This is a genomic window from Bacillus sp. LSHTCR4 (genome assembly GCF_057197025.1).
This window is the reverse complement of record NZ_JBXUNO010000006.1, coordinates 44,750-70,310: the sequence shown is the minus strand read 5'-3', so window position 1 is coordinate 70,310 and position 25,561 is coordinate 44,750. Positions and strand designations below refer to the sequence as shown.

The following is a 25,561-nucleotide window of genomic DNA, read 5'->3' as shown; positions in this document are numbered from 1 at the left end:
ATTCTCCACCCCTTATCCTTTTCTTTGTCTTGCATCAGCCGAACGTTTTAACGCTTGACCAATAAAATTTATACACAGCATCAACACTAAAATCATGATTGATGCAGGTAACCAAATCCACCATTTCTCTTGTAAAACATCTGGGTTTGTTGCATAACTTACGAGTGTACCAAGGCTAGGTGTACTTTCTGGTAGACCGAATCCTAAGTAAGTTAAACCAGATTCAATACCGATGTTCCCTGCAAGGTTTAATGTAACACTTACGATAATAATAGAACTTAAGTTAGGTAACACTTGGAAAAGGATAATCTTCCAGTTAGGTGTTCCCAATGTTTTTGATGCAGCTACATAATCGAGTTCTTTTTCAGTTAATACTTTTGATCGAATTAATCGTGCTTTTCCTGTCCATAAGAAAGCAGTCATAATTAGAATAAACGTTGTGATATTAAAAGTAGGTACAAGTGTGATAAATACGATAATAAGCATTAATGTTGGTAGTACTATTACGAAATCAATGAAGCGCATAATAGCATTATCAACTTTTCCTCCGAAATAACCTGCAATTAATCCGATAGAAAGGCCAATTAAACAAGAAAGGATCGTTATTGCTAGTCCGATAGTAAATGAGTTTCGTGTACCAATGATAAGTTGTCCAAAAATATCACGGCCTCCATAATCAGTGCCTAACCAATGTTCAGCAGAGGGAGGTGCGTAGATAGAAAACAAATCTACGCGTACAATATCTTCTTGCTTCATAATAAAAGATGTTACATAGACTGCTAAAAGTAAGATTGCTAGAAAGATTAGTGAAAACATTGCTAATTTATCTTTACGAAATTCGCGCCACATAATGGAGAAACCAGAGGGGCTTTTCTCGTAATGAATGACTTCGGTTTGTTTTTCAGGATTTGCTAACATGATTTTTTCCTCCTTCCCATTAATCGATTCGAATACGTGGATCAACGATGCTTAAAATGATATCGGAAAGAAGTGTTCCGAGTAACGTTGCGAATCCAGTAAATAAAACAATGGCAGTTACTACACTAAAGTCACGTTGTCCCATAGATTGGATGAATAATTGTCCAATTCCTGGATAGCTAAAGATATTCTCTAAGAAGAGTGCTCCAGTAACTAAACCTGTAATTTCATAACCTAAAAAGGCCGCAATTGGTAAAAAGGAATTTCGTAAAATATGTCGTGAATAAACTTTAGATTCAGGAACACCCTTTGCTCGGACTGTTCGTACAAAGTCTTTATGTTTCGTATCAATAATTTCACTACGTAAATATTGTACAGTACCTACAGTGGCAATTAATGCACCTGATAGGGCCGGTAATAAAAGGTGATTAAATTTACTTACATAATAAGCAAATGTACCAGTATCAATTTGTGGATCTACGCTACCCCCGGTTGGAAAAATTGGAAACTGGAATCCGAAAAGGAAGAGCATAATTAATCCGAAAATAAAGAGCGGTGTAGCAAACCCTAAATAGTTATAGAGTGTAATGAGGCGATCGCCCCAAGTATCGTTCCAACGGCCACTTATTACTCCAAGTGGAATGGCAATAATATAAGTGAGAATAAGAATAACAATTGCTAATGAAATTGTATTTCCGAGACGTTCACCAATCAAATCTGTTACTTGCATTTTATGAGCATAGGAAACACCGAAGTCACCTTGTACAGCGTTTTTAATCCACCGTACATATTGCGTTGTTACAGGATCGTTCAATCCTAGCTTTTCACGTTGTTCTTCAAGGACTTTTGGATCTGCTTTCGGATTTGCCATCTCTGCTCCAGTTAATGCATCACCTGGCATTGCTTTAGCTAGTAGAAAGACGAGTACGCTTAATATGAATAATTGCGGAATCATAATTAAGATTCGGCGTAATATAAACTTCCACATGATTTATCACTCCCTTATGGTAATGCCACCCGATGCGTTGGCGAGATTGGTTTTAAATCGTAAGCACGGCCATTTTCGTTGAAATAATTTTCATATGAGTTCTCATACTCAGCACTTACCTCACGACGTAATTTCCGTTGCTGTTCGCGGTTTTCAGGACGAATATCAGGAATAGCTGATATTAAGCGCTTCGTATAAATATGTTGTGGGTTATTATAAATTTCAGAACTTGTTGCTTCTTCAACGATGCGTCCGCGATACATAACACCAATACGGTCACACATATGACGAATTACACCTAAATCATGACTAATGAATAAGTAAGTTAGTCCTAGTTCAGCTTGTAGATCTTGCAAGAAGTTTAATACTTGAGCTTGTACAGAAACATCTAGTGCAGATACTGGTTCGTCCGCGATAATAAGCTTTGGTTTTAATGTAAGTGCACGTGCAATACCAATGCGCTGTCTTTGCCCACCAGAAAACTCATGTGGATATTTATAAACAGATTCTGGGTTTAATCCAACTATACTAAGATACTCTTGAACAGTTCTACGTTCTTCATCAGGTGAGAGTTTCTCAAAATTTCGAAGAGGCTCCGCAATAATGTCGAGAACACGTTTCTTTGGATTTAGCGATGAATACGGATCTTGGAAAATCATTTGAATATCTTTTCGTTGTTCACGTAGCTCAGAGCGACTTAACTTTGTTAAATCTCTATTATTAAAATGAATGCTACCCTCTGTTGCTTTCGTTAAATGCATAATTGCTTTACCTGTTGTTGATTTACCACTTCCTGATTCACCAACGATCCCGTATGTTTCACCCGGTTGTAATTCAAAACTTACACCATCGACAGCACGCACGTAATCTAATGTGCGGCCGAAGAAACCACCTTTAATTGGGAAATGTACTTTTAAATCTTCTACTTTAAGCAGTGCCATGAGTTACGTCATCTCCTTTCTTATCTTGGAAGTTGAAATGCTTGTAGCAAGTACAACGCACCCAGTGGTCTGGTTTTACTTCATGTAAAATTGGATTTTCCTCGTGTTGATCAGGTCTAATCCATGGAATTCGAGCTTGGAAACGGCACCCTGTGCGAGGCATCTTCGCTAACGAAGGAACCACACCTTGAATTACATGCAACTTTTCTTTTTCAGCATATGCAGATGGAATGGAGTTTAATAGAGAACGAGTATATGGGTGAAGAGGGTTATTAAAAATCTCTTCAACTTTTCCTGTTTCTACAACTTGTCCAGCGTACATAACGACGATACGATCGGCTGTTTCTGCTACAACACTTAAATCGTGAGTAATTAAAATGATGCCCATTTTCGTTTGTTCTTGAATAGATTTTAGTAAGTCTAAAATTTGTGCTTGGATGGTTACGTCAAGAGCCGTTGTCGGTTCATCCGCAATAACGAGTGCTGGGTTACAAGCAATTGCAATTGCGATCACAATCCTTTGTCTCATTCCGCCAGATAATTCGTGTGGGTATTGTTTATATGTAAGTTCTGGTTTTGGAATACCAACTTGATGAAGTAGTTCTAAGGTGCGTTCTTTCTTTTCAACTTTTGAAAGGCTTGTGTGGTAGTCTAAGTTTTCTTCGATTTGTTTTCCAACTGTCATAAGAGGATCGAGTGCTGTAAGAGGTTCTTGGAAAATCATGCCGATGTTTGATCCGCGTACTTTATTCATTTCTGCGGCTGACATAGATAGTAAATCCTTATCTCTATAGTTAAGCTGCCCTTGTAATTTTGTATTTGCTTCATTATGCAGTCGCATAATAGAAAGGGCAAGTGCACTTTTTCCGCAACCAGATTCACCAACTATCGCGACAATTTCATTTTCATGGACAGTTAACGAAACATCATCAACGGCTGCATGATATTGATCTTGAATGCGAAAGGAAGTCTGTAAGTTTTCAATGCGAAGAAGTGGATTCTTCATGGCTATCCCTCCATCTTTTCTGAAAAGACTAAATATTTTGTATGTTGTTGTTATTTTAATATAAATTGACAATGTTTGACAAGGAAAAGTTGAGAAAATATTCAAAAATCTTTTTATACAGAGATTGAATGCTGTTATATAAGGGATTGAAGTTATTTGAAAACGCTAACATATAATGAGAGGAGGATAAATCTTTTGTAAGAAAAAAGATTTATATGTAGAAAAAAGAGAGGTGTTCTGGAAAGAACAGTCTCTCTTTTTTTGATAAGAATAATATTAGTGCTTAAGCTTGCTTTTGTTTTGGAGATCCTGTCTTTAAAGTAAGAGCAAGGAAGAACATTGCAAGTACACAAGATGCAAGCAATAAGATGAATCCGCCATCCCAGCCAAATGCATCGACGATAAAGCCCATAGCAGCACTAGCGAAAGCTGCTCCGCCTAAGTAACCGAAGAAGCCAGTTAAGCCTGCTGCAGTTCCAGCAGCTTTCTTTGGTGCTAAGTCAAGAGCGTGTAGACCAATTAACATAACAGGTCCGTAAATTAAAAATCCAATTGCGACAAGTGCAATACTATCAACCATTGGATTACCAGGAGGGTTTAGCCAATAAACAAGGACTGCGATAAATACACCAACCATAAATAAAATACCAGCAGGTGCGCGGCGTCCTTTAAATAGTTTATCACTCATCCATCCGCAAAGGAGTGTACCTGGAATACCAGCCCATTCATATAGAGCGTAAGCAGTACGTGAGCTACTATGAGTAAAGCTTTTTTCTTCTACTAAATAAGTAGGAGCCCAGTCTACAACGCCGTAACGTACGAAATATACGAAAACGTTCGCAATAGCGATGTACCATAAAAACTTATTGTTTAATACGTATTTAAATAAAATTTCCTTTACTGAAAGTTCGCGTTCGCGATCTTTTACTTTTTCATCTGGTGGATATTCTCCAGTATGTTCTTCAATAGAAGGTAATCCGCAAGATTGAGGCGTATCTTTCATTGTAATTAATACATAAATACCAACTAAAATTGAAAGAATACCTGGGAAGTAAAAAATACTTTTCCAGTCATCTGCGAAGAAGTATAAGCCTAATGTTACAAGGGAAGGCATAAGCGCTCCACCGACGTTATGAGCGACGTTCCAAATAGACATTTTTGTACCACGTTCACTAATAGAGAACCAGTGAACCATCGTACGACCACAAGGAGGCCATCCCATACCTTGTACCCATCCATTTAAAAACTGAAGTACAAACATAAGTATAATGCTCGTTGTAATGAAAGAAAATGAGCCGAAAATAATATTAATAATACCTGATAAAAATAGCCCAGCTGCTAAAAAGTAGCGAGGATTACAACGATCGGATACGATACCCATAAGAAATTTACTTAATCCGTAAGCGATAGAAACTGCTGAAAGGATAACCCCAAGTTCCCCTTTACTAAAGCCTTGTTCAATTAAGTATGGCATTGCTAGTGAAAAGTTTTTTCGAACAAAGTAGTAACCTGCATAGCCGATGAAGATACCTAAGAATACTTGTAAACGTAATTTACGGTATTCACTATCAACGCGATCAGCTGGTAAGCGTTCCGCGTGGGGCGCAGGTTTAAAGAATTGTGTGAAAAACATAAAATGAAAATCCTCCCCAAATTAATTCGAAGTGTCGTAAGTCAGAGAGAATATAAAAAGGCCATGAAATATAAAAAAGTTTCCTTTTTTATGATTCATAGCCGTATACTCCGATTCTCCGTGACTGTCAATATTAACTTCGTCGAAAATTATACAACTTTGTGACAAAAATGTAAACGTTTTTATAAATAAAAAGTGTTGACGGATTTTGTTCGTCGGATTAATATTTAAATACGTTAAATATTTTATTGTTTAAATAAGAGGTGGATAACATGCCAAATGATATGACGCATATCGATAAAATTCAAGCTCTTGCCTTTTCGATTGGAAAGAAAATGCAGACAGAGTTATTAGAACAAATGCAAGCAACAGGACTTACACCACCGCAGTTTTATATTTTAAAGATTTTAGATCATTATGGAGCTTCAAGGGCAACAAAATTAGCAAAAAAGATGTATGTAAAGCCTAGTGCAATTACAGTGATGATCGATCGCTTAATTGACCAAGAGCTTGTAGAGCGTTATCACGACAAAGAGGACCGTCGTGTTGTCGTCATTGAGTTAACAAAAAAGGGGAAAGCTAGAGTAGAAGAGGCAATGACCGCTCGTAATGAGCACATTGCAAAATATTTCTCACATTTAGAATTACAAGAAAGAGAAGATTTGTTACGCCTCTTTGAGAAGTTAGAAACAATTATTTGCGGGACACAAGAGAAAAAAGAGAATAACTAAGAGGAATTGAGGAGATTACATGGAGCAACAAGAAAATATAAATAGAAAGTTGTTGTTAATCGGTTTAATCATCGCGATGCTATTTGCTGCCTTAGATGGAACAATCGTTGGTACAGCAATGCCGCGTATCGTCGGTGAACTAGGTGGATTAAGCTTAATGACGTGGTTAACAACAGCCTATATGTTAACATCAACGACAGTTGTACCAATTGCAGGTAAATTAGCGGATTTACTTGGCCGTCGTAACGTATATATTACAGGGCTAGTTATCTTTATGGTTGGCTCAGCGTTATGTGGTATGGCAAACGGCATGACAGAATTAATTATTTTCCGTGGTATTCAAGGTCTTGGTGGCGGTATTATGATGCCGATGGCTATGATTATTATCGGAGATATGTTCACGGGGAAAGAACGTGCGAAATGGCAAGGTATTTTTGGTGCGTTATACGGTCTTGCTTCTGTAATTGGGCCACAAGTTGGTGGTTGGATTGTAGACGCAGTGAACTGGAGATGGGTATTCTATATCAATTTACCAGTTGGTATTTTAGCAACAATCTTTATTGCAATGGGATTAAAATCACATAAACAAACAGGACCAATTAAAATTGATATCGCTGGAATCTTTACGATGATTCTCGGTGTTGTAAGTTTATTACTTGCATTAACGTTTGGCGGGAAAGATTACGCATGGGATTCTTGGCAAATTATCGGGTTATTTGCATTAGCTTTAATTGGTATTGTTAGCTTTGTTATCGTTGAAACGAAAGCAGAAGAACCAATTTTACCGATGCACTTCTTTAAAAATCGTACATTTACATTATTAAATGCAATTGGATTCTTTATGAGTATCGGAATGTTCGGTGCGATTATGTTCGTACCATTCTTTATGCAAGGAATTGTAGGAGTAAGTGCTGCTGAATCAGGAACAATCATGACGCCAATGATGATTACAATGATTGTAATGAGTATTATCGGTGGGCAACTTGTATTAAAAGTTGGTGTGAAACCACAAATTATTACAGGAATGCTTATAATGGCTGGAGGATTCTGGTTATTAACAACGATGGATATGCACACAACCAAATTGACTGCTACTTCTTATATGATGGTTATCGGTTTAGGAATGGGTCTTGTCATGCCGACATTAACATTAGCGTTACAAGAAAGCTTCCCGAAAAAAGATCTTGGGGTTGTAACATCATCAAGTCAGTTCTTCCGTCAAATCGGTGGAACATTTGGTATTACAATTTTAGGATCAATCATGAATAATACTTCAGGTACAACATTAACAAAAAATTTAGTACCTGTATTAGATACGTTCCCGAAAGAAGCGGGACAAATGGTAACGAAATTTAAAGATATGATTCATACGGACCCACAAGGTTTATATTCAATGCTATTTAGCCCAGAGGCATTAAAACAAATGCCAGAAGCATTCGCTAACAGCATTGTACCAATCTTGAAAAACTCTTTAGTAGACTCGCTTCACACTGTATTCTTAACAGGATTAGTATTTATTGTAGTGGGTGCTATCTTTACGATTTTCTTACAGAAGATTAAACTGTCAGATCGTAAAAAGGATGCTGAAGAGCCAGCTACAGAGGAAAAAGAACAAACTGTATCATATTCGTAATGAAAAAGCATCGCCTTATGGCGATGCTTTTTTGAGTATAACCTTAAAAGCTTTTTCGTGAGAAATGATTGACGTATTTCTAGAAATACGTTATATTATTTTCTGTAAACGGTTACATGAAATGGAGAGGAAAGAGAATGAGTACGATTAAAGACGTTGCAAAATTAGCGGGAGTATCTGTTGCGACCGTTTCCAGAGTGTTAAATAAAAATGGATATGTTCATGAAGATACATTAAAGAAAGTGGAGCGAGCGATTGAGATGCTAGATTATAAACCTAGTACAGTAGCGCGTTCACTATATAATAAAAAATCTCGTTTAATTGGCTTAGTTGTTCCAAATATCGTGAATCCATTCTTTCCAGAAGTTGCACGTGCCGTAGAAGATGTAGCGCATAAGCAAGGATACACAGTTGTCCTTTGTAACTCTGATGAGAGTTTAGAGAAAGAAAAGCAATATATTGATGTACTTAGGCAAAATAATGTGGATGGATTTATTGTAGCAACAAATCCACAAAATAGTGTGAATTACATGAACTTGTCTGTTCCAGTTGTTGCAATTGACCGTATGTTTAATGAGCGTATTCCTACTGTATATGCAGATAACTATGCAGGGAGTCAGGCAGCGACAAAGCTATTAATAGATAAAGGCTGTAAACATATTGCGCATATTCGCGGACCGCGTGACGTAAGCACGGCTAATGAACGTTTTGAAGGTTTTGTAGACGTTATTACGCAAAATAATCTTTCTTATATGATTGCAGAGAGTACATTTGATCCAGCTAATAGTGAGCGTGTAGCGGTGGAATTATTAGAAGAGTATCCGCATATTGATGGAATTGTGGCTGGAAATGATTTAATTGCAATAGGTATTGTAAAGGCTGCACTTCAAAAGGGAATTTCTATTCCGGATGATTTACAAATTATCGGATTCGATGGAATTTCTTTAACAGAGATGATGTATCCATCTATTACAACTGTTGCACAGCCAATTTATGAAATGGGGAAAATTGCAACAGAACTGCTGTTAGAGCAGATGGAAGGAAACGTATTAGAAGAGAAACACTATCGTTTACCGATTGAAATTATAGAACGAAATACAACGAAGTAAGGAGATGAAATAGATGCCAAATATTGCAGTAGTAGGTAGTATTTCAATGGACTTAGTGGCCGTTTCAAAAAAACGTCCGAAAGCAGGGGAAACAGTAATTGGTGAAGCATTTCATACAATTCCAGGAGGGAAAGGAGCTAACCAAGCGGTTGCTGCAGCTAGATTAGGCGCAAATGTAGCGATGATTGGTGCGGTAGGAAACGATAATTATGGAACGATAGTTAGAAAAAATTTAGAGAACGAGCGCGTTTTTATCGACTATGTGGTACCGGTTACAGATGCGGTGACAGGAATTGCTCATATCGTTTTAGCAGAAGAGGATAACAGTATTGTTGTCGTGCAAGGGGCGAATGCTCTTGTAAATGAGCCGGTTGTAGATTGTTCAAAAGATCTTCTTACAAAAGCAGATATGGTTGTTCTTCAACTTGAGATTCCACTTGAAACAGTAAAATATGTATTGGCTATTTGTGAGGAACACAAAATCCCGGTTATGTTAAATCCAGCGCCAGCACAAGTGTTATCAGAAGATATTTTAGAAAAGGCAACTTATATTACGCCGAATGAACATGAGTGCCGCATCGTATTAGATGATTTCACATCACCAATTGAAGAGTTACTGGCTAAATATCCAAACAAACTATTGATGACAGAAGGTTCTAACGGTGTACGTTTCCATAATGGCACGGAGATTGTACATGTTCCTAGCATTGCTGTTGATGTAGTAGATACGACTGGAGCTGGTGATACATTTAATGGTGCATTAGCAGTTGCGCTTTCTGAAGGAGAAACACTTCAAAAAGCAATTCGTTTTGCGAATATTGCTGGTGGTCTTTCTGTAACGAAACTTGGGGCGCAAGGCGGTATGCCAACGAGAGATAAAGTACGTGAAGTGCAGGTGATTGTCGGATGAAAAAGCACGGCGTATTAAACAGTGAGATTGCATCAGTCCTTGCTTCACTTGGGCATACGGATACGATTGTAATTGCTGATTGCGGTTTACCAATTCCTGACGGAGTAAAAAGAATTGATTTAGCTGTTGAGATTGGAAAACCTAGCTTTTTAGACGTATTGCAAGTGGTAGCTGATGATATGGCAATTGAAAAAGTGACGTTAGCAGAAGAAGTTATTAACAATAATGTGGAAGTAAATAAAGAAATTGAGCTGAAATTAATAGAGCCAGCGTTTGAATATGTATCTCATGAACAATTTAAAGAGCATACGAAGAAAGCGAAGGCGATTATTCGTACAGGAGAGGCTACGCCTTATGCTAATGTAATTTTACATGCAGGCGTGATTTTTTAATAAAGGGAAGTGATGAGAATGCGTATTGAAATGAAAAATATTTCAAAGGCGTTCAATGGCAATCCTGTTTTGAAGAATGCACAATTTATGATTGAAACAGGAGAAGTTCATGCATTGATGGGGGAAAATGGAGCGGGTAAATCAACGCTCATGAAGATTTTAACAGGTGTATACAAAAAAGATGGTGGAACAATCACGATTGATGGGAAAGAGCGAACTTTTAAAAATGCGAAAGAAGCTGAAGAGTACGGTATTGCATTTATACATCAAGAATTGAACATATTACCGAATTTAACAGTAGCTGAAAATATGTTTCTCGGTAAAGAGTTAATGTATGGAAAGACAGGTATTTTACGTACGCGTCAAATGAACGCGATTGCGCAGCAGCAACTAGCGGAGCTAGGGTTACATGTAAAAGGCGCTATGTTGGCAGGAGAGTTATCGGTTGGACAACAGCAAATTATTGAAATTGCGAAAGCGTTAATGACAAACGCGAGCGTTATTATTATGGATGAACCTACAGCTGCATTAACAGATCGTGAAATTGAAACGTTGTTTACTGTTATTAATAAATTACGCAAAGAAGGTGTTTCGTTCGTTTATATCTCACACCGAATGGAAGAAATTTTTTCAATATGCGATGCCATTACGATTTTACGTGATGGGGAATACGTCGGAAAGAGATCCATTCCAGAAACATCGTTTGATGAAGTAGTGAGTATGATGGTGGGGCGCAGCATTGGTGAACGTTACCCAGAGCGAAATAGTCAAATTGGCGATGTTATTTTGGAAATGCGTAACGGAACGAAGAAAGGAAAATTTGAAAATGTTTCGTTTCAAGTGAGGAAAGGTGAAATCCTTGGTGTAGCTGGTTTGATGGGGGCTGGTCGCACTGATATTATGAAAGCGATATTTGGTTATGAACCTTTAGACTCTGGACAAATTTTTATAAATGGACAAGAAGTAAAGATTGATAGTCCAATAGATGCAATTAGACAAAGAATTGCTTTCATTACAGAAGATAGAAAGTCTGAAGGATTAGTGTTAGATTTTTCAATTCGAGAAAATTTAGCTTTACCGAATTTAGAAAGTCTTTCAAAGGGAAGTGTTCTAAGCAACGAGCTAGAACAACAGTTTACAGAGGATATGATGAAGCTTCTTAATGTGAAAGCATCTAGTGGAGAGCAAGCAGTGAAATCTCTTTCTGGTGGAAATCAGCAAAAGGTTGTTATTGCAAAATGGTTAGGTATCCACCCGCAGTTACTCATTTTAGATGAGCCAACAAGGGGTGTCGATGTTGGAGCGAAAAAAGAAATTTACTCTATTATGAATAAGCTTACCGAGCAAGGAGATGCCGTTATTATGGTATCATCTGAGCTTCCAGAAGTTTTAGGAATGAGTGATCGCGTTCTTGTCATTCATGAAGGAAAAGTCGGCGGTATTTTAGAGAAAGATGCGGCGTCACAAGAGTCTATTATGGCACTAGCTACAGGGGGAGAATAAGGATGGCTAAGAAGGGGAATGTATTACAGCAACTCGGTTCTTTAATCGGTTTAGCACTAATTATCGTCGTAATTACGGCTTTAAATCCAGCATTTATTGAAATTCCAAATTTATTTAATATACTGCGCCAAGTATCGATTAATGCGCTTATTGCATTCGGAATGACCTTTGTAATTTTAACAGGGGGTATTGACTTATCGGTAGGTTCTATTTTAGCATTATCAAGTGCACTTGTTGCTGGAATGATGGCAAGTGGCATGGATCCGTTTCTTGCAATGGCAGTTGGATTATTGGCAGGTCTTGTAATGGGAATTGTAAACGGTATCATCATTGCGAAAGGAAAAGTAGCTCCATTTATTGCAACTTTAGCAACAATGACTATTTTTCGCGGGTTGACGCTTGTTTATATGGACGGACGTCCGATCACTGGCCTTGGTGATCATTTAATGTTCCAAATGTTTGGCCGCGGTTATTTTCTTGGTATTCCGGTACCAGCTGTTACAATGATGATTGCTTTCGCAGTACTGTATTTCATTTTGAAGAAAACGACATTTGGTCGCCGTACATTTGCAATTGGTGGAAATGAAGAAGCAGCAGCACTATCAGGTATTAATGTTACGAGAATTAAAGTAATGATTTACGGTCTTTCCGGAATTTTGGCAGCGCTTGCAGGTATTGTCTTAACATCACGATTAGATTCTGCACAGCCGACTGCAGGTACTTCTTACGAATTAGATGCAATTGCAGCAGTTGTATTAGGTGGAACAAGTCTTTCTGGAGGAAGAGGATGGATTGTTGGTACATTCATCGGTGTACTTATTATCGGTGTACTAAATAACGGTTTAAATTTATTAGGTGTATCTTCTTTCTTCCAACAAGTTGTAAAAGGACTTGTAATTTTACTAGCTGTATTAATTGATCGCAGAAAAGAAGCGTAATGGAGGGACAGTTCATGAAGAAATGGTTACTTATACTCGTTGCATGTATTATGGTCATTACTGCTGGTTGTTCAATGGAACCGCCAGAATGGGCAAAGGATTCTAGCGATAAAGGTCGAAATAAAACTATTAAAGTTGGATTCTCTGTTTCAACTTTAAATAATCCCTTCTTTGTAACTTTGAAAAAGGGTGCAGAAAAGAAGGCGAAAGAAAGCGGCATTGAATTGATTGCTGTTGATGCACAAAATGATGCAGCAAAGCAAACGAACGATGTTGAAGATTTAATTCAAAAAGGTGTCGATGTAGTTGTTATTAATCCAACCGATTCAGATGCTGTTGCTTCAGCAGTAAGTGCGGCAAATGCAGCGAACGTTCCTGTTATTACAGTAGACCGCGTTGCAAATTCAGGTAAAGTTGTTTCTCACATTGCCTCTAATAACATTGAAGGTGGTCAAATGGCTAGTGATTACATTCGTGAATTAGTTGGCGGGGGAGCAAATGTTGCTGAGTTAGAAGGCATCCCTGGATCTTCTGCTGCTCGTGAACGTGGGAAAGGATTCCATAACGTAGCCGATAAGTCTTTAAAAGTAGTTGCTAAACAAGCGGCTGATTTTGATAGAGCGAAAGGATTATCTGTTATGGAAAACATTTTGCAAGCAAACGGTGATATTAAAGCCGTGTTTGCGCATAACGATGAGATGGCATTAGGTGCACTTGAAGCATTGAAGTCTGCTGGAAAAACGGATGTAGTCGTTGTTGGATTTGATGCAACAGAAGATGCTGTGAAAGCGGTTAACGATGGGCGTATGGCTGCAACAGTTGCTCAAAAACCGGAATTAATCGGAGAGAAGGCGATGCAAACAGCAAAAGAGATCACGCAAGGTAAAAAAGTGGACAAATCTATTCCGATTGAATTAGAGCTTATTAAGAAAAACAAATAAATATAAAATGAAAATTAGGAAGGAAGAATAACAAATGAAATTCTTTATTGATACAGCAAACATTAACGAAATTAAAGAGGCAAATGCATTAGGTGTATTAGCTGGAGTAACGACAAATCCATCACTTGTAGCAAAAGAAGGCGTAGATTTTCACGAGCGCATTCGTGAAATTTGCAACGTTGTAGAAGGTCCTGTAAGTGCAGAAGTAATTAGCTTAGAAGCTGATAAAATGATCGAAGAAGGAAAAGAATTAGCGAAAATTGCTCCAAACGTTGTTGTAAAAGTTCCAATGACAACAGAAGGTTTAAAAGCAGTAAAAGCATTCTCTGACTTAGGAATTCGTACAAACGTTACATTAGTATTCTCAGCAGTTCAAGCGTTACTTGCAGCTCGTGCTGGTGCAACATACGTTTCACCATTCTTAGGTCGCTTAGACGATATCGGTCATAACGGTATGGACTTAATTCGCCAAATCGCAGAAATCTTTGCCATTCACGGTATCGAAACAGAAATTATCGCAGCATCTGTACGTCACAGTGTTCACGTAACTGACGCAGCATTAAACGGTGCACATATTGCAACAATCCCAGCAAACGTAATTGCTTCATTAGTGAAGCATCCATTAACAGATCAAGGAATTGAGAAATTCTTAGCTGATTGGGAAAAAACACAAGAGAAATAATAGAAAATCAAGAATCCTAGTTTAATTGGCTAGGATTCTTTTTTGTTTAAAAGAATTTTCATGCAATTTTGCATATTGTCTTTTAAATTTGTTATATAAACTATTTAATATATACAAATCACTCTTTATTTTTCATATTTTGATATAAGAAGATAGAGGGTCTGACCAGAAAACTGGAGGGCATGATTCTATAACAGAAAGCTTAACGTTTATAGAATTATGCCTTTTTATCCCGCATTAACGGTCAGTAAGACTCCCACCTCAAAATTCAGCTGGGGCAAAGAAGTTAGGTGGGAAATCAACTGCCCGTAAATGCCCGATTGGTTCAACTAATAATCAGTGGGGATGAACAAACTCCCCACTGATTAAAGTTTCACTTTATATAGGGAGGGCAGTAAACAGGGATTTCGACAAAAATGCACTTAGTTATCTGAATTTTAAGTTTTATAAAAGGAGAGAAATGGAATGAGAAGAAAAGCGCCATTTAAAGTGTTATCGTCATTAGCAATTGCGGCAATTATCGGATGCACATCTGTAATGAGTGCCCCATTAGCATACGCAGAAACGCCAGCAAAAGAGAAAGAAAATGTGTCTACAACACCAATTGATTACAATTTAATTCAAGAAGATCGTCTAGCCGAAGCTCTGAAAGAAAGAGGAGCAATTAATCCCGCATCTTCTAAAGAAGAAACGAAAAAAGCTGTAGAAAAGTATATTGAAAAGAAACAAGGGGATCAGGCGAATAAAGAAATTCTTCCAGCGGATACTGCTAAAGAGGCATCTGATTTCGTGAAAAAAGTAAAAGAGAAAAAAATGGAAGAAAAGGAAAAGGTAAAGAAACCTGAAAAAAATGTTAGCCCTGAGCAAAAGCCAGAACCAAATAAAAAACAGTTGAATGGACAAGTCCCAACTTCTAAAGCAAAGCAAGCACCGTATAAGGGACCGGTTCGAAATGATAAAGTATTAGTATTACTCGTTGAATTTAGTGATTATAAGCATAATAATATTGATCAAACGCCAGGGTATATGTATTCGAATGACTTTAGTAGAGAGCATTATCAAAAAATGCTATTTGGTAATGAACCGTACACGTTATTTGATGGTTCGAAAGTAAAAACATTTAAACAATATTACGAAGAGCAGTCTGGTGGTAGTTATACGACAGACGGATATGTAACGGAGTGGCTAACTGTTCCAGGAAAAGCATCTGATTATGGAGCTGATGGTAGCAGTGGGCATGATAACAAAGGTCCAAAAGGCGCACGTGATTTAGTGAAAGAAGCTTTACATGCAGCTGCTGAGAAAGGGTTAGATTTATCTCAATTTGATCAGTTTGATAGATATGATACAAATGGTGACGGGAATCAAAATGAGCCTGACGGTGTAATTGATCATTTAATGGTAATCCATGCTGGTGTTGGTCAAGAAGCTGGTGGCGGTAAATTAGGCGATGATGCCATTTGGTCACATCGTTCAAAATTAGCAATAGATCCAGTAGCAATTGAAGGGACAAAATCAAAGGTAGATTACTTTGGCGGGAAAGTAGCAGCGCATGATTACACAATTGAACCAGAAGATGGAGCAGTGGGTGTATTTGCGCATGAATTTGGACATGACCTTGGCTTACCAGATGAATATGATACGAAATATACTGGAACTGGTTCACCTGTCGAAGCTTGGTCACTAATGAGTGGGGGAAGTTGGACAGGGAAAATTGCAGGAACAGAGCCAACTAGTTTCTCACCACAAAATAAAGATTTCTTACAAAAGAATATGGGTGGCAACTGGGCAAAAATTTTAGAAGTAGATTACGATAAAATTAAGCGTGGTGTAGGAGTTCCTACATATATTGATCAAAGTGTTACGAAATCAAATCGTCCAGGCGTTGTACGTGTTAACTTACCAGGTAAAAGTGTTGAAACGATTAAACCAGAGTTTGGAAAGCATGCATATTATAGTACAAGAGGCGATGATATGCATACAACATTAGAAACACCGTTCTTTGATTTAACAAAAGGAATAAATGCAAAATTTGATTATAAAGCAAATTTTGAGCTAGAAGCAGAGTGCGATTTTGTCGAAGTGCATGCAGTAACAGAAGATGGAACGAAAACATTAATTGATAGACTTGGGGAAAAAGTAGTCCAAGGAGATAAAGATACAACAGATGGAAAATGGATTGATAAATCATATGATTTAAGTCAATTTAAAGGGAAAAAAGTGAAACTGCAATTCGATTATATTACAGATCCAGCTGTAACATATAAAGGTTTCGCGATGGATAATGTAAATGTAACTGTTGATGGACAAGTAGTATTTTCTGATGATGCAGAAGGAACATCTAACATGCAGTTAAATGGATTCGTTGTTTCTGATGGGACAGAGAAAAAAGCTCATTATTACTACTTAGAGTGGAGAAACTATGCAGGATCAGATAATGGATTAAAAGCAGGAAAAGGTCCAGTGTATAATACAGGTCTTGTCGTTTGGTATGCAGATGATAGCTTTAAAGATAACTGGGTTGGGATGCATCCAGGTGAAGGATTCCTTGGTGTTGTAGATTCTCACCCAGAGGCACTTGTTGGCAATTTAAACGGAAAACCAACTTACGGTAATACTGGTATGCAAATTGCAGACGCTGCATTTTCATTTGATCAAACACCAGCATGGAGTGTAAATTCATTCACACGTGGACAGTTTAACTATTCTGGATTACAAGGTGTTACAACTTTTGATGATTCAAAAGTATATAGTAACAAACAAATTGCAGACGCAGGAAGAAAAGTTCCAAACCTTGGACTTAAATTCCAAGTTGTTGGACAGGCAGAGGATAAATCAGCAGGCGCTGTTTGGATTAAACGTTAATAACATAAAAGCACATTCTTCATATGAAGAATGTGCTTTTTAATTTGTACATTAAGTTATTATTTTAGCTTATGTAATACAAGTGTCTGTTCGTATGTAGTTTATCAAATTATGTAGGTAAAGGAAATATTTCCGAGGAAATTGTCGAAGTATCGTTGGTATTGATACACTTTTTTGTAAAAGAAGAAATGTAGTATTGCCTTTACAGTTTAATTTATTTACATTGTTACTTGGCTATACACAAAAGTAATATATTCGGTAATAAAAGAGCGCTATTGGATAGTGCTCTTTTTTATGAATAGAAAGGAGTGAGTAAAATGAAAGAAGTAATTGAATGTCCACAGTGTGAAGGGAATATTACTGCGCAACATATTATGGATCTCCCGCATCCTTTTTCATTCAGGTGTCCACACTGTAAAGTGAGGCTAAAAGAAATGAGGATCACACCGTGCTTAATATTAGCAGCAATTTGTATAATCCCACTGTTTATTATAATTGGAGAGAGTATTAAGGAATTACTAGTAAAATATTTTTCTATTATAGACGGTGTACCAACTGTACTTATTTTCTTCTTATTTTGTTATCCATTGTATTATCTCTATGAAAAATATAATGCCATATTGTTTATTAAATACGGCTTATTGAAAGTTAAAAGTTGAATAGAAGTTTATCATTAAAAAAAGACAATGATGGAATTATCCTATCATTGTCTTTTTTACTTTGTCTCTGCCTTTTACTTTGCTTCTTACGTAAATCATTCCGGCAAATGTTAATAAGAATGCAGTTCCAATAACGAAGCTGACGCTAGGGGATGCCCCGATTGCTCCAACTGTAAAGGATCCAGCAACAACTCCTAATGAGAAGAAAGCATAAAACAATCCGAATGCTTTTCCGCGTTTATCATCTGTCGTATTTTCAACAAGTAATGCATTTATGGATGGGAAAAGGATAGCGAATCCAATGCCATAAATCATCATAACGATAAAGAGCATACCTTTTGTTGAGAATAATCCAAGTAAAGATAATGCTAATGCCATTACTGCAATACCAATTAGCATTAGTTTTGAACGATTAAATCGATCGTAAATACGATTTGTTGGTAGTAAGAAGAAGAGGATAGCGGTAATGCCGAATACACTTAACATCATGCCTGTTGTAGATGCTTTAAGTGCTAATGCCTCAACTTTCACTGGTAGCATATAAGTGACAATTCCTTGTGAAAACATGAGTGTGAAAGCACCAATATATGCTTGTAATAACGGTTCTGATTTCAATAGTTCAAACATATCCTCTTTGTTCATCATTTGTGTTCTTGAAGTATCTTTTCTTGATACGTTATTTGGTAAGAAGAAGAGCGATACGATTGTACCAAGAACCATTAAAATAGAAATGGTAATGAACACCCACTCTATACCAGCAGTTGCTTTCATAATCCCGCTGAAAGCAGGTCCTACAATTGCTGCTGTTCCAACAGCAGCACCAGATAGAGCCATTGCCTTACCTTGTCTTGCTGAATTTGTTTGTTTTGATAAAAACGTAAAGGCAGCAGGAATTAAAAATCCGTCACTAAAGCCGTGCATAAAGCGCACAACTAATAGTTGTTCACCACTTTGAACAACGGTGTATAACAAGACTATGAAACTCGTAAGTCCCATGCTTATATAAAGTATTTTTTTTGCACCAAATTTATCGACAGCAACGCCAGCAATAATATTACCGATCATATTAGCAAATGAGTACATGCCGACAACTAGTCCAATAATAAGAGGGGATCCTCCAAGACTTTGAGCGAACGTACTCATAATAGGTAATTGTGAAAATGTATCTAGAAACGCTACGATAACAATAAAGTAAATAAAATATTTCAAGCGATATTCACCTCTCCTATGCTATTATGGCATAATGCTAATTTCAACCGCAATGAAATTGAATTAACAGATGTGGAAAAAAGTACAAAGTGACAAAATATTGAACGTTATTTGTTAAAATTTAGTGGAAATGAGATTGTTTTTTTGAAATATATGGATAGAAGTATTATAATAGATTTGTAAACTTCACCAGGTTAAGTATATACATAGAGAGGGATGTATAAAATGAAAGCATTACTTTGGCATAATCAACGTGATGTAAGAGTAGAAGAAGTACCAGAACCAACTGTAAAACCAGGAGCAGTTAAGATTAAAGTGAAATGGTGTGGTATCTGCGGGACAGACCTGCATGAATATTTAGCAGGACCTATTTTTATTCCAACAGAAGAGCATCCATTAACACATGTAAAAGCACCGGTTATTTTAGGTCATGAGTTTAGCGGTGAGGTAGTTGAAATCGGTGAAGGTGTTACATCTCATAAAGTGGGAGACCGCGTCGTTGTAGAACCAATTTATTCTTGTGGTAAATGTGAAGCTTGTAAACATGGACATTACAATGTTTGTGAACAACTTGTTTTCCACGGTCTTGGCGGAGAAGGCGGCGGTTTCTCTGAATATACAGTAGTACCAGAAGATATGGTTCACCATATTCCAGATGAAATGACGTATGAACAAGGTGCACTTGTAGAACCAGCAGCTGTAGCAGTTCATGCAGTACGTCAAAGTAAATTAAAAGAAGGGGAAGCTGTAGCAGTATTTGGTTGTGGTCCAATTGGACTTCTTGTTATCCAAGCAGCTAAAGCAGCAGGAGCAACTCCTGTTATTGCAGTCGAGCTTTCTAAAGAACGTCAAGAGTTAGCAAAATTAGCAGGTGCGGATTACGTATTAAATCCAGCTACTCAAGATGTATTAGCAGAAATTCGTAACTTAACAAATGGTTTAGGTGTAAATGTGAGCTTTGAAGTAACAGGTGTTGAAGTAGTACTTCGTCAAGCGATTGAAAGTACAAGTTTCGAAGGACAAACTGTAATTGTTAGTGTATGGGAAAAAGACGCAACAATTACTCCAAACAATCTTGTACTAAAAGAAAAAGAAGTGATTGGTATTTTAGGATACCGTCATATCTTCCCAGCTGTTATTAAATTAATTAGCTCTGGCCAAATTCAAGCAGAGAAATTAATTACGAAAAAAATCACAGTAGATCAAGTTGTTGAAGAAGGATTTGAAGCACTTGTAAAAGATAAAACACAAGTGAAAATTCTTGTTTCACCTAAATAATATAGAATAGTAAAAAGTAGCTCTTTTCTAGAAATAGAAGAGGGCTACTTTTTTTCTGTACAGAAAGGTGATAGACTTTCCTGTAACTAAAGGTATTTTGTTTGGAAGGGGAAGTCTAATGCTTTCATTTATGTTGACATTGAAACGGATGCTAAAAGCTTGTTTACGAGCATGGAAAGATAAAGAATTTCAAGTATTATTCGTATTAACATTTTTAACATTAACGTCGGGTACGATTTTTTATAGTACAGTTGAAGGATTACGTCCTCTTGACGCTTTATATTTTAGTGTGGTCACGTTGACGACTGTTGGTGATGGGAATTTTAGTCCGCAAACTGATTTCGGAAAGATATTTACAATCTTATACATATTTATTGGGATTGGATTAGTGTTTGGATTTATTCATAAGTTGGCAGTTAATGTGCAATTGCCAAGTATATTATCGAGTAGAAAAAAAGAGTAAAGCATTCAGATGCTTTACTCTTTTTTTACATTAGTTTAGACAAGCCTTAATAATAGTTTATTAAAATGAAAGTGTATTCATTCATTATATTCACTGTGTATAAAGTTATAATGATATGAACATTTGCATATTTTAATTTAGTGATAGAAATTTCATGAAAGGTGGGATATTCTAGTCATAGGTTAACCAGAAGACATCATAGGATCCTAACAAAAAGTTTACAATAATTCAATTATAAAATGGAGGATTTCAGATGAAAAAGAAAGTACTTGCTTTAGCAGCAGCTATTACGTTAGTAGCTCCGTTACAAAGCGTTGCATTTGCTCATGAGAACGATGGGGGAAGTAAAATAAAAATAGTTCACCGCTGGTCTGCTGAAGATAAACATAAAGAAGGCGTAAACTCTCATTTATGGATTGTAAACCGTGCTATTGATATTATGTCTCGCAATACAACACTTGTAAAACAAGATCGAGTAGCACAATTAAATGAATGGCGTACGGAGTTAGAGAACGGTATTTATGCTGCTGACTATGAAAATCCTTATTATGATAATAGCACATTTGCTTCACACTTCTATGATCCAGACAATGGAAAAACATATATTCCATTTGCAAAGCAGGCAAAAGAAACTGGGGCTAAATATTTTAAATTAGCTGGTGAATCATACAAAAATAAAGATATGAAACAAGCATTCTTCTATTTAGGATTATCTCTTCATTATTTAGGAGATGTAAACCAACCGATGCATGCGGCAAACTTTACAAATCTTTCATATCCACAAGGGTTCCATTCTAAATATGAAAACTTTGTAGATACGATAAAAGATAATTATAAAGTAACGGATGGAAATGGATATTGGAACTGGAAAGGTACAAATCCAGAAGAGTGGATTCATGGAGCGGCAGTAGTAGCGAAACAAGATTACTCTGGAATTGTAAATGATAATACGAAAGATTGGTTCGTAAAAGCAGCTGTATCACAAGAATATGCAGATAAATGGCGCGCTGAAGTTACACCAATGACAGGTAAGCGATTAATGGATGCACAACGTGTTACTGCTGGATACATTCAGCTTTGGTTTGATACGTACGGAGATCGTTAAGTATTTAAAAAAGGTCAAATCTCACAATAGAGTATTTGACCTTTTTATTACTATACACATGGAGGTATGGAACATGAAAGGTAAATTGCTAAAAGGTGTACTTAGCTTTGGGATTGGTTTAGGAGTTTTATACGGAGGATCTTCAGCTCAAGCAGACACGTCTACAGATCAAAACAACACTTTGAAAGTGATGACGCATAATGTGTACATGTTATCAACTAACTTATATCCGAACTGGGGACAAAGTGAGCGTGCTGATTTAATTGGGGCGGCAGATTATATTAAGAATCAAGACGTTGTTATATTAAATGAAGTGTTTGATAATAGCGCATCAGATCGTTTGTTAGGAAATTTGAAGCGAGAATATCCAAATCAAACAGCGGTATTAGGTCGTAGTAACGGAAATGAATGGGATAAAACGTTAGGTAGCTATTCATCTTCAACTCCTGAAGATGGGGGCGTTGCAATCGTGAGCAAATGGCCGATCGTTGAAAAGATTCAATATGTATTTGCAAAAGGATGCGGACCGGATAATTTATCGAATAAAGGATTTGTATACACGAAAATTAAGAAAAATGATCATTTCGTTCATGTAATTGGGACGCATTTGCAGGCTGAAGATAGTATGTGCGGAAAAACTTCACCTGCATCTGTACGTACAAACCAGCTAAAAGAAATTCAAGATTTTATTAAAAATAAGAATATACCAAATGACGAGTACGTCCTATTTGGTGGTGATATGAACGTGAATAAAATAAATGCTGAGAACAATAGTGACTCAGAGTACGCATGGATGTTTAAAACATTACATGCGTCAATTCCATCTTATACGGGACATACAGCAACTTGGGATGCAACGACAAACAGTATTGCAAAATATAATTTTCCTAATAGCCCTGCCGAGTATTTAGATTATATTATTGCAAGTAAGGACCATGCGAATCCGTCATTTATAGAGAATAAAGTATTACAACCGAAATCTCCAAAGTGGACTGTTACATCATGGCTCAAAAAATATACATATAATGATTACTCTGATCATTATCCAGTAGAGGCGACTATTTCTATGAAGTAGTCCTAAAAAGTTTCTTCTTAATAGGAAGAAACTTTTTTATTTTGTAAGAGGAAATTTAAACTTTCTTTCCAATATGTATAAGACATATAGAGAAGAGGAGAGAAATATGTGGATCGAGGAATTTTTAAAGAAGTTCCATTACCGTGTGCATTTTTGGATGAAGTGGCTTTAGATAGAAATATTCAATCGATTATAGAATTAAGTGGAAATAAGAAGATTCGTATAGCGAGTAAATCGTTACGTTCTGTTCCGGTTATGCAAAAGATTTTATCTGCAAATGAACGATTTCAAGGTATCATGTGTTTTTCACCTAGGGAAGCTTTATTTTTAATTGAACAAGGATTCAATGATTTATTGCTCGGATATCCTGCTTATGATGAAAGAGCGTTACATGAAATAAGTTTGCTAACAAAGCAAGGGCTCATTATAACTTGTATGGTGGATTGTGAAGATCATATTGTTTATTTAGAAAAAATTGCTGAGAAATCTAAAGGATGTTTTCGTGTTTGTTTAGATATTGATATGAGTAGTCGTTTTCTTAAGTTCCATTTTGGGGTCAAAAGATCACCGGTAAAAGATGTGCAAGGTGCTTTGAAAATAGTAAAAAGGTTGAAAGAATCATCATTTTTAATATTAGATGGTGTAATGGGATATGAAGCCCAAATTGCTGGTGTAGGAGATCGCATACCGAATCAACGAGTGAAAAGTAAAGTAATTTCACATTTAAAGAAGAAATCAGTGTTAGAAGTTAAAGAAAGAAGAGGACATATCGTAAAAGAAATACAAAATCTAGGTATTGAACTAAGGTTCGTAAATGGGGGAGGCACAGGAAGTATAAAAACAACTGAGCAAGATCATTCAGTTTCAGAGATTACAATAGGTTCGGCTTTTTATGCCCCGAAGCTGTTTGATTATTATAAAGAGGTGCAATTTCATCCAGCTGTCGGATTTGCTTTACCAGTTGTGCGTAAACCAGCCCCAACAATTTACACTTGTCTAGGTGGTGGATATATTGCCTCAGGCGCAATTGGGAAAGATAAAGAACCTGAAATTTGGAGGCCGGGTGGTGCCAAACTCTTAGCTGTAGAAGGCGCGGGTGAAGTGCAAACACCGATTTTCTATAATGGTGAGGAACGAGTAGAGATAGGAGATTCTATCTTGTTTCGCCATAGTAAAGCTGGAGAATTATGTGAGCGGTTTCCGTTTTTATATCGTGTGAAAGAAGGAGAGATTGTTGGGGAGTATTCAACATATCGGGGGGATGGGCAATGCTTTCTATAAAGGGACAAAAATGGAGAAATTGGACAGGGAATGTAGAAGGAACACCGCATTATACGATGTATCCAGAAAGTATACAAGATGTAGTAGAAGTTATAGAGCTTGCGCACAAGAAAGGGAAGAAAATTCGTGTTGTCGGTTCAGGACACTCGTTTACACCCCTTGTGCAAACGGAAGAAATTTTAGTTTCTTTAGATGAATTGAAGGGAATTGTGAATATTGATACGGAGAAAATGGTTGCCGAAGTATGGGCAGGAACAAAGTTACATGAGCTAGGGAAGTTACTTGAGGAAAAAGGTTATGCGCAAGAAAATTTAGGGGATATTGATTCACAATCTATTGCAGGAGCAATTAGTACGGGGACGCATGGAACGGGTATTACCTTTGGAAGTTTATCAACACAAGTTATAGAGGTTACGGCAGTTTTATCTACAGGTGAGACTATAGTTTGTTCGGAAACGGAGAATGTAGAATATTGGAGGGCCTTTCAGTTGTCACTTGGGATGCTAGGTATCATTGTAAGGATAAAATTGAAAGTTATCAGGGCGTATTCACTTGTGTATGAAAGTGAAAAACAATCATTATCTACTGTAATGAACAAATTAGAAGAATATAAGAAGAATCGCCACTTTGAATTTTTTGTTTTTCCTTATTCAGATGAAGTGCAAGTGAAAGTTACAAACGAAACAACGGGTAAAAAAAGTGATTTGAAATGGCATAAATTAAAGGTAGAGTTACTAGAAAATAAGATGTTTTCTTTGTTATCTAAAGGATGTAAATGGTTTCCTTCTATAAGTAAAGGAGTAAGTCGATTATCGGCTAAAGCTGTACCGAATACAAAAATAATTGGTCCGAGTTATGAAGTATTTGCTACATCGCGTGCGGTTCCATTTTATGAAATGGAGTATAGTGTTCCTTCAAAGTATATGCAGGCCGTTGTAGAAGAAATTTCAAACCTTATTGAAAAGAAAAAGTATAAAGTACACTTCCCAATTGAATGCCGTTATGTGAAAAGGGATGACATATGGCTCAGTCCAGCGTATGGAAGAGATTCTGCGTATATAGCTGTTCATATGTATAAAGGTATGAAGTATGCTGCTTATTTTGGTGAGGTGGAGAAAATTTTTCTAAAGTATGAAGGACGCCCGCATTGGGGGAAAATGCATACGTTAACGTATGAAAAATTACAAAATATATATCCAGAATTGCATTCGTTTCTAAAGGTGAGGAAATTATTAGATGAAGCAGAAATGTTTTCAAACCCTTACACAGAAAAGTTATTTACGATTATGAAAAAAAGCTGA

The 25,561-nt window shown here is 36.8% G+C and carries 23 protein-coding genes; 17 read left to right on the top strand and 6 right to left on the bottom strand.

Annotated elements, in window-relative coordinates; genetic code table 11:
• Window positions 1-12 precede the first annotated feature (12 nt).
• From AC2CGR_RS25155 to glpT, 5 genes are all read right to left on the bottom strand, one after another.
• The gene (locus tag AC2CGR_RS25155) at window positions 13-918 is read right to left on the bottom strand and encodes an ABC transporter permease (protein ID WP_087967039.1); all 906 of its coding nucleotides are present in this window, start codon (window positions 916-918) and stop codon (window positions 13-15) included.
• A gap of 19 nt (window positions 919-937) precedes the next feature.
• On the bottom strand, window positions 938-1,906 hold the full coding sequence (gene opp4B / locus AC2CGR_RS25150) for an oligopeptide ABC transporter permease (protein WP_044791348.1): 969 nt from the start codon (window positions 1,904-1,906) through the stop codon (window positions 938-940).
• Window positions 1,907-1,920: 14 nt separating this feature from the next.
• Window positions 1,921-2,847, bottom strand: a complete 927-nt coding sequence (locus AC2CGR_RS25145) for an ABC transporter ATP-binding protein (protein ID WP_048552791.1) — start codon at window positions 2,845-2,847, stop codon at window positions 1,921-1,923.
• The gene (locus AC2CGR_RS25140; RefSeq protein WP_048552797.1) at window positions 2,834-3,853 is read right to left on the bottom strand and encodes an ABC transporter ATP-binding protein; all 1,020 of its coding nucleotides are present in this window, start codon (window positions 3,851-3,853) and stop codon (window positions 2,834-2,836) included. Before AC2CGR_RS25140 ends, AC2CGR_RS25145 begins: the two co-directional genes overlap by 14 nt.
• Before the next feature lie 283 nt (window positions 3,854-4,136).
• Window positions 4,137-5,486, bottom strand: coding sequence for a glycerol-3-phosphate transporter (gene glpT, locus AC2CGR_RS25135; protein WP_029437472.1), 1,350 nt, complete (start codon window positions 5,484-5,486; stop codon window positions 4,137-4,139).
• Window positions 5,487-5,758: 272 nt separating this feature from the next.
• Between glpT and AC2CGR_RS25130 the strand changes: the two genes are divergently transcribed.
• The 11 genes from AC2CGR_RS25130 (at window position 5,759) to AC2CGR_RS25080 (ending at window position 17,849) form a co-directional block, all read left to right on the top strand.
• Window positions 5,759-6,217, top strand: a complete 459-nt coding sequence (locus AC2CGR_RS25130) for a MarR family winged helix-turn-helix transcriptional regulator (protein ID WP_001132364.1) — start codon at window positions 5,759-5,761, stop codon at window positions 6,215-6,217.
• 19 nt (window positions 6,218-6,236) lie between these two features.
• Window positions 6,237-7,850 (top strand): MDR family MFS transporter, encoded by a 1,614-nt coding sequence (locus tag AC2CGR_RS25125; RefSeq protein WP_000437635.1) that lies wholly within the window; start codon window positions 6,237-6,239, stop codon window positions 7,848-7,850.
• Between the two features lie 137 nt (window positions 7,851-7,987).
• Window positions 7,988-8,959, top strand: coding sequence for a ribose operon transcriptional repressor RbsR (rbsR, locus tag AC2CGR_RS25120; RefSeq protein WP_087967037.1), 972 nt, complete (start codon window positions 7,988-7,990; stop codon window positions 8,957-8,959).
• Window positions 8,960-8,972: 13 nt separating this feature from the next.
• A complete protein-coding gene (gene rbsK, locus AC2CGR_RS25115; RefSeq protein WP_087967035.1) occupies window positions 8,973-9,869 on the top strand; it encodes a ribokinase in 897 nt (298 codons plus the stop codon).
• Entirely contained in the window at window positions 9,866-10,261 is a 396-nt protein-coding gene (gene rbsD / locus AC2CGR_RS25110) for a D-ribose pyranase (protein ID WP_063261562.1), read from the top strand. The genes rbsK and rbsD overlap by 4 nt, the downstream gene beginning before the upstream one ends.
• 18 nt (window positions 10,262-10,279) lie before the next feature.
• On the top strand, window positions 10,280-11,764 hold the full coding sequence (gene rbsA / locus AC2CGR_RS25105) for a ribose ABC transporter ATP-binding protein RbsA (protein ID WP_087967033.1): 1,485 nt from the start codon (window positions 10,280-10,282) through the stop codon (window positions 11,762-11,764).
• A 2-nt stretch (window positions 11,765-11,766) separates the two neighbouring features.
• Entirely contained in the window at window positions 11,767-12,702 is a 936-nt protein-coding gene (locus AC2CGR_RS25100) for an ABC transporter permease subunit (protein ID WP_001074633.1), read from the top strand.
• Between the two features lie 14 nt (window positions 12,703-12,716).
• Window positions 12,717-13,643, top strand: a complete 927-nt coding sequence (gene rbsB / locus AC2CGR_RS25095) for a ribose ABC transporter substrate-binding protein RbsB (RefSeq protein WP_000758990.1) — start codon at window positions 12,717-12,719, stop codon at window positions 13,641-13,643.
• 34 nt (window positions 13,644-13,677) lie between these two features.
• A complete protein-coding gene (gene fsa / locus AC2CGR_RS25090) occupies window positions 13,678-14,325 on the top strand; it encodes a fructose-6-phosphate aldolase (RefSeq protein WP_000667661.1) in 648 nt (215 codons plus the stop codon).
• Between the two features lie 465 nt (window positions 14,326-14,790).
• Complete coding sequence (gene inhA2 / locus AC2CGR_RS25085; RefSeq protein WP_484481324.1) at window positions 14,791-17,190, top strand: M6 family metalloprotease immune inhibitor InhA2; 2,400 nt, start codon at window positions 14,791-14,793, stop codon at window positions 17,188-17,190.
• Between the two features lie 317 nt (window positions 17,191-17,507).
• Window positions 17,508-17,849 (top strand): hypothetical protein, encoded by a 342-nt coding sequence (locus AC2CGR_RS25080; protein WP_087967029.1) that lies wholly within the window; start codon window positions 17,508-17,510, stop codon window positions 17,847-17,849.
• 36 nt (window positions 17,850-17,885) lie between these two features.
• Here the strand turns inward: AC2CGR_RS25080 and AC2CGR_RS25075 are convergent, their stop codons facing one another.
• Window positions 17,886-19,058: an MFS transporter gene (locus AC2CGR_RS25075; RefSeq protein WP_087967027.1), complete on the bottom strand. Its 1,173-nt coding sequence runs from the start codon at window positions 19,056-19,058 to the stop codon at window positions 17,886-17,888.
• Window positions 19,059-19,283: 225 nt separating this feature from the next.
• Between AC2CGR_RS25075 and bdhA the strand changes: the two genes are divergently transcribed.
• The 6 genes from bdhA (at window position 19,284) to AC2CGR_RS25045 (ending at window position 25,561) form a co-directional block, all read left to right on the top strand.
• On the top strand, window positions 19,284-20,336 hold the full coding sequence (bdhA, locus tag AC2CGR_RS25070) for a (R,R)-butanediol dehydrogenase (protein WP_033691573.1): 1,053 nt from the start codon (window positions 19,284-19,286) through the stop codon (window positions 20,334-20,336).
• 118 nt (window positions 20,337-20,454) lie between these two features.
• Entirely contained in the window at window positions 20,455-20,799 is a 345-nt protein-coding gene (locus AC2CGR_RS25065; protein ID WP_029437480.1) for a potassium channel family protein, read from the top strand.
• A gap of 253 nt (window positions 20,800-21,052) precedes the next feature.
• A complete protein-coding gene (gene cerA, locus AC2CGR_RS25060) occupies window positions 21,053-21,904 on the top strand; it encodes a phospholipase CerA (protein ID WP_000731010.1) in 852 nt (283 codons plus the stop codon).
• A gap of 58 nt (window positions 21,905-21,962) precedes the next feature.
• Window positions 21,963-22,979 carry a sphingomyelinase C gene (gene sph, locus AC2CGR_RS25055; RefSeq protein ID WP_484481323.1) on the top strand — a complete coding sequence of 339 codons (1,017 nt, stop codon included), beginning with the start codon at window positions 21,963-21,965 and terminating at the stop codon, window positions 22,977-22,979.
• Between the two features lie 108 nt (window positions 22,980-23,087).
• Window positions 23,088-24,260 (top strand): amino acid deaminase/aldolase, encoded by a 1,173-nt coding sequence (locus AC2CGR_RS25050; protein WP_087967023.1) that lies wholly within the window; start codon window positions 23,088-23,090, stop codon window positions 24,258-24,260.
• Window positions 24,248-25,561: a D-arabinono-1,4-lactone oxidase gene (locus AC2CGR_RS25045; RefSeq protein WP_087967021.1), complete on the top strand. Its 1,314-nt coding sequence runs from the start codon at window positions 24,248-24,250 to the stop codon at window positions 25,559-25,561. Before AC2CGR_RS25050 ends, AC2CGR_RS25045 begins: the two co-directional genes overlap by 13 nt.

What these genes read in the sequence shown, in the direction of transcription:
- AC2CGR_RS25155 (WP_087967039.1), bottom strand. Translation starts at nt 918, where the DNA reads ATGTTAGCAAATCCTGAAAAACAAACCGAAGTCATTCATTACGAGAAA.
- opp4B (WP_044791348.1), bottom strand. Translation starts at nt 1,906, where the DNA reads ATGTGGAAGTTTATATTACGCCGAATCTTAATTATGATTCCGCAATTA.
- AC2CGR_RS25145 (WP_048552791.1), bottom strand. Translation starts at nt 2,847, where the DNA reads ATGGCACTGCTTAAAGTAGAAGATTTAAAAGTACATTTCCCAATTAAA.
- AC2CGR_RS25140 (WP_048552797.1), bottom strand. Translation starts at nt 3,853, where the DNA reads ATGAAGAATCCACTTCTTCGCATTGAAAACTTACAGACTTCCTTTCGC.
- glpT (WP_029437472.1), bottom strand. Translation starts at nt 5,486, where the DNA reads ATGTTTTTCACACAATTCTTTAAACCTGCGCCCCACGCGGAACGCTTA.
- AC2CGR_RS25130 (WP_001132364.1), top strand. Translation starts at nt 5,759, where the DNA reads ATGCCAAATGATATGACGCATATCGATAAAATTCAAGCTCTTGCCTTT.
- AC2CGR_RS25125 (WP_000437635.1), top strand. Translation starts at nt 6,237, where the DNA reads ATGGAGCAACAAGAAAATATAAATAGAAAGTTGTTGTTAATCGGTTTA.
- rbsR (WP_087967037.1), top strand. Translation starts at nt 7,988, where the DNA reads ATGAGTACGATTAAAGACGTTGCAAAATTAGCGGGAGTATCTGTTGCG.
- rbsK (WP_087967035.1), top strand. Translation starts at nt 8,973, where the DNA reads ATGCCAAATATTGCAGTAGTAGGTAGTATTTCAATGGACTTAGTGGCC.
- rbsD (WP_063261562.1), top strand. Translation starts at nt 9,866, where the DNA reads ATGAAAAAGCACGGCGTATTAAACAGTGAGATTGCATCAGTCCTTGCT.
- rbsA (WP_087967033.1), top strand. Translation starts at nt 10,280, where the DNA reads ATGCGTATTGAAATGAAAAATATTTCAAAGGCGTTCAATGGCAATCCT.
- AC2CGR_RS25100 (WP_001074633.1), top strand. Translation starts at nt 11,767, where the DNA reads ATGGCTAAGAAGGGGAATGTATTACAGCAACTCGGTTCTTTAATCGGT.
- rbsB (WP_000758990.1), top strand. Translation starts at nt 12,717, where the DNA reads ATGAAGAAATGGTTACTTATACTCGTTGCATGTATTATGGTCATTACT.
- fsa (WP_000667661.1), top strand. Translation starts at nt 13,678, where the DNA reads ATGAAATTCTTTATTGATACAGCAAACATTAACGAAATTAAAGAGGCA.
- inhA2 (WP_484481324.1), top strand. Translation starts at nt 14,791, where the DNA reads ATGAGAAGAAAAGCGCCATTTAAAGTGTTATCGTCATTAGCAATTGCG.
- AC2CGR_RS25080 (WP_087967029.1), top strand. Translation starts at nt 17,508, where the DNA reads ATGAAAGAAGTAATTGAATGTCCACAGTGTGAAGGGAATATTACTGCG.
- bdhA (WP_033691573.1), top strand. Translation starts at nt 19,284, where the DNA reads ATGAAAGCATTACTTTGGCATAATCAACGTGATGTAAGAGTAGAAGAA.
- AC2CGR_RS25065 (WP_029437480.1), top strand. Translation starts at nt 20,455, where the DNA reads ATGCTTTCATTTATGTTGACATTGAAACGGATGCTAAAAGCTTGTTTA.
- cerA (WP_000731010.1), top strand. Translation starts at nt 21,053, where the DNA reads ATGAAAAAGAAAGTACTTGCTTTAGCAGCAGCTATTACGTTAGTAGCT.
- sph (WP_484481323.1), top strand. Translation starts at nt 21,963, where the DNA reads ATGGAGGTATGGAACATGAAAGGTAAATTGCTAAAAGGTGTACTTAGC.
- AC2CGR_RS25045 (WP_087967021.1), top strand. Translation starts at nt 24,248, where the DNA reads ATGCTTTCTATAAAGGGACAAAAATGGAGAAATTGGACAGGGAATGTA.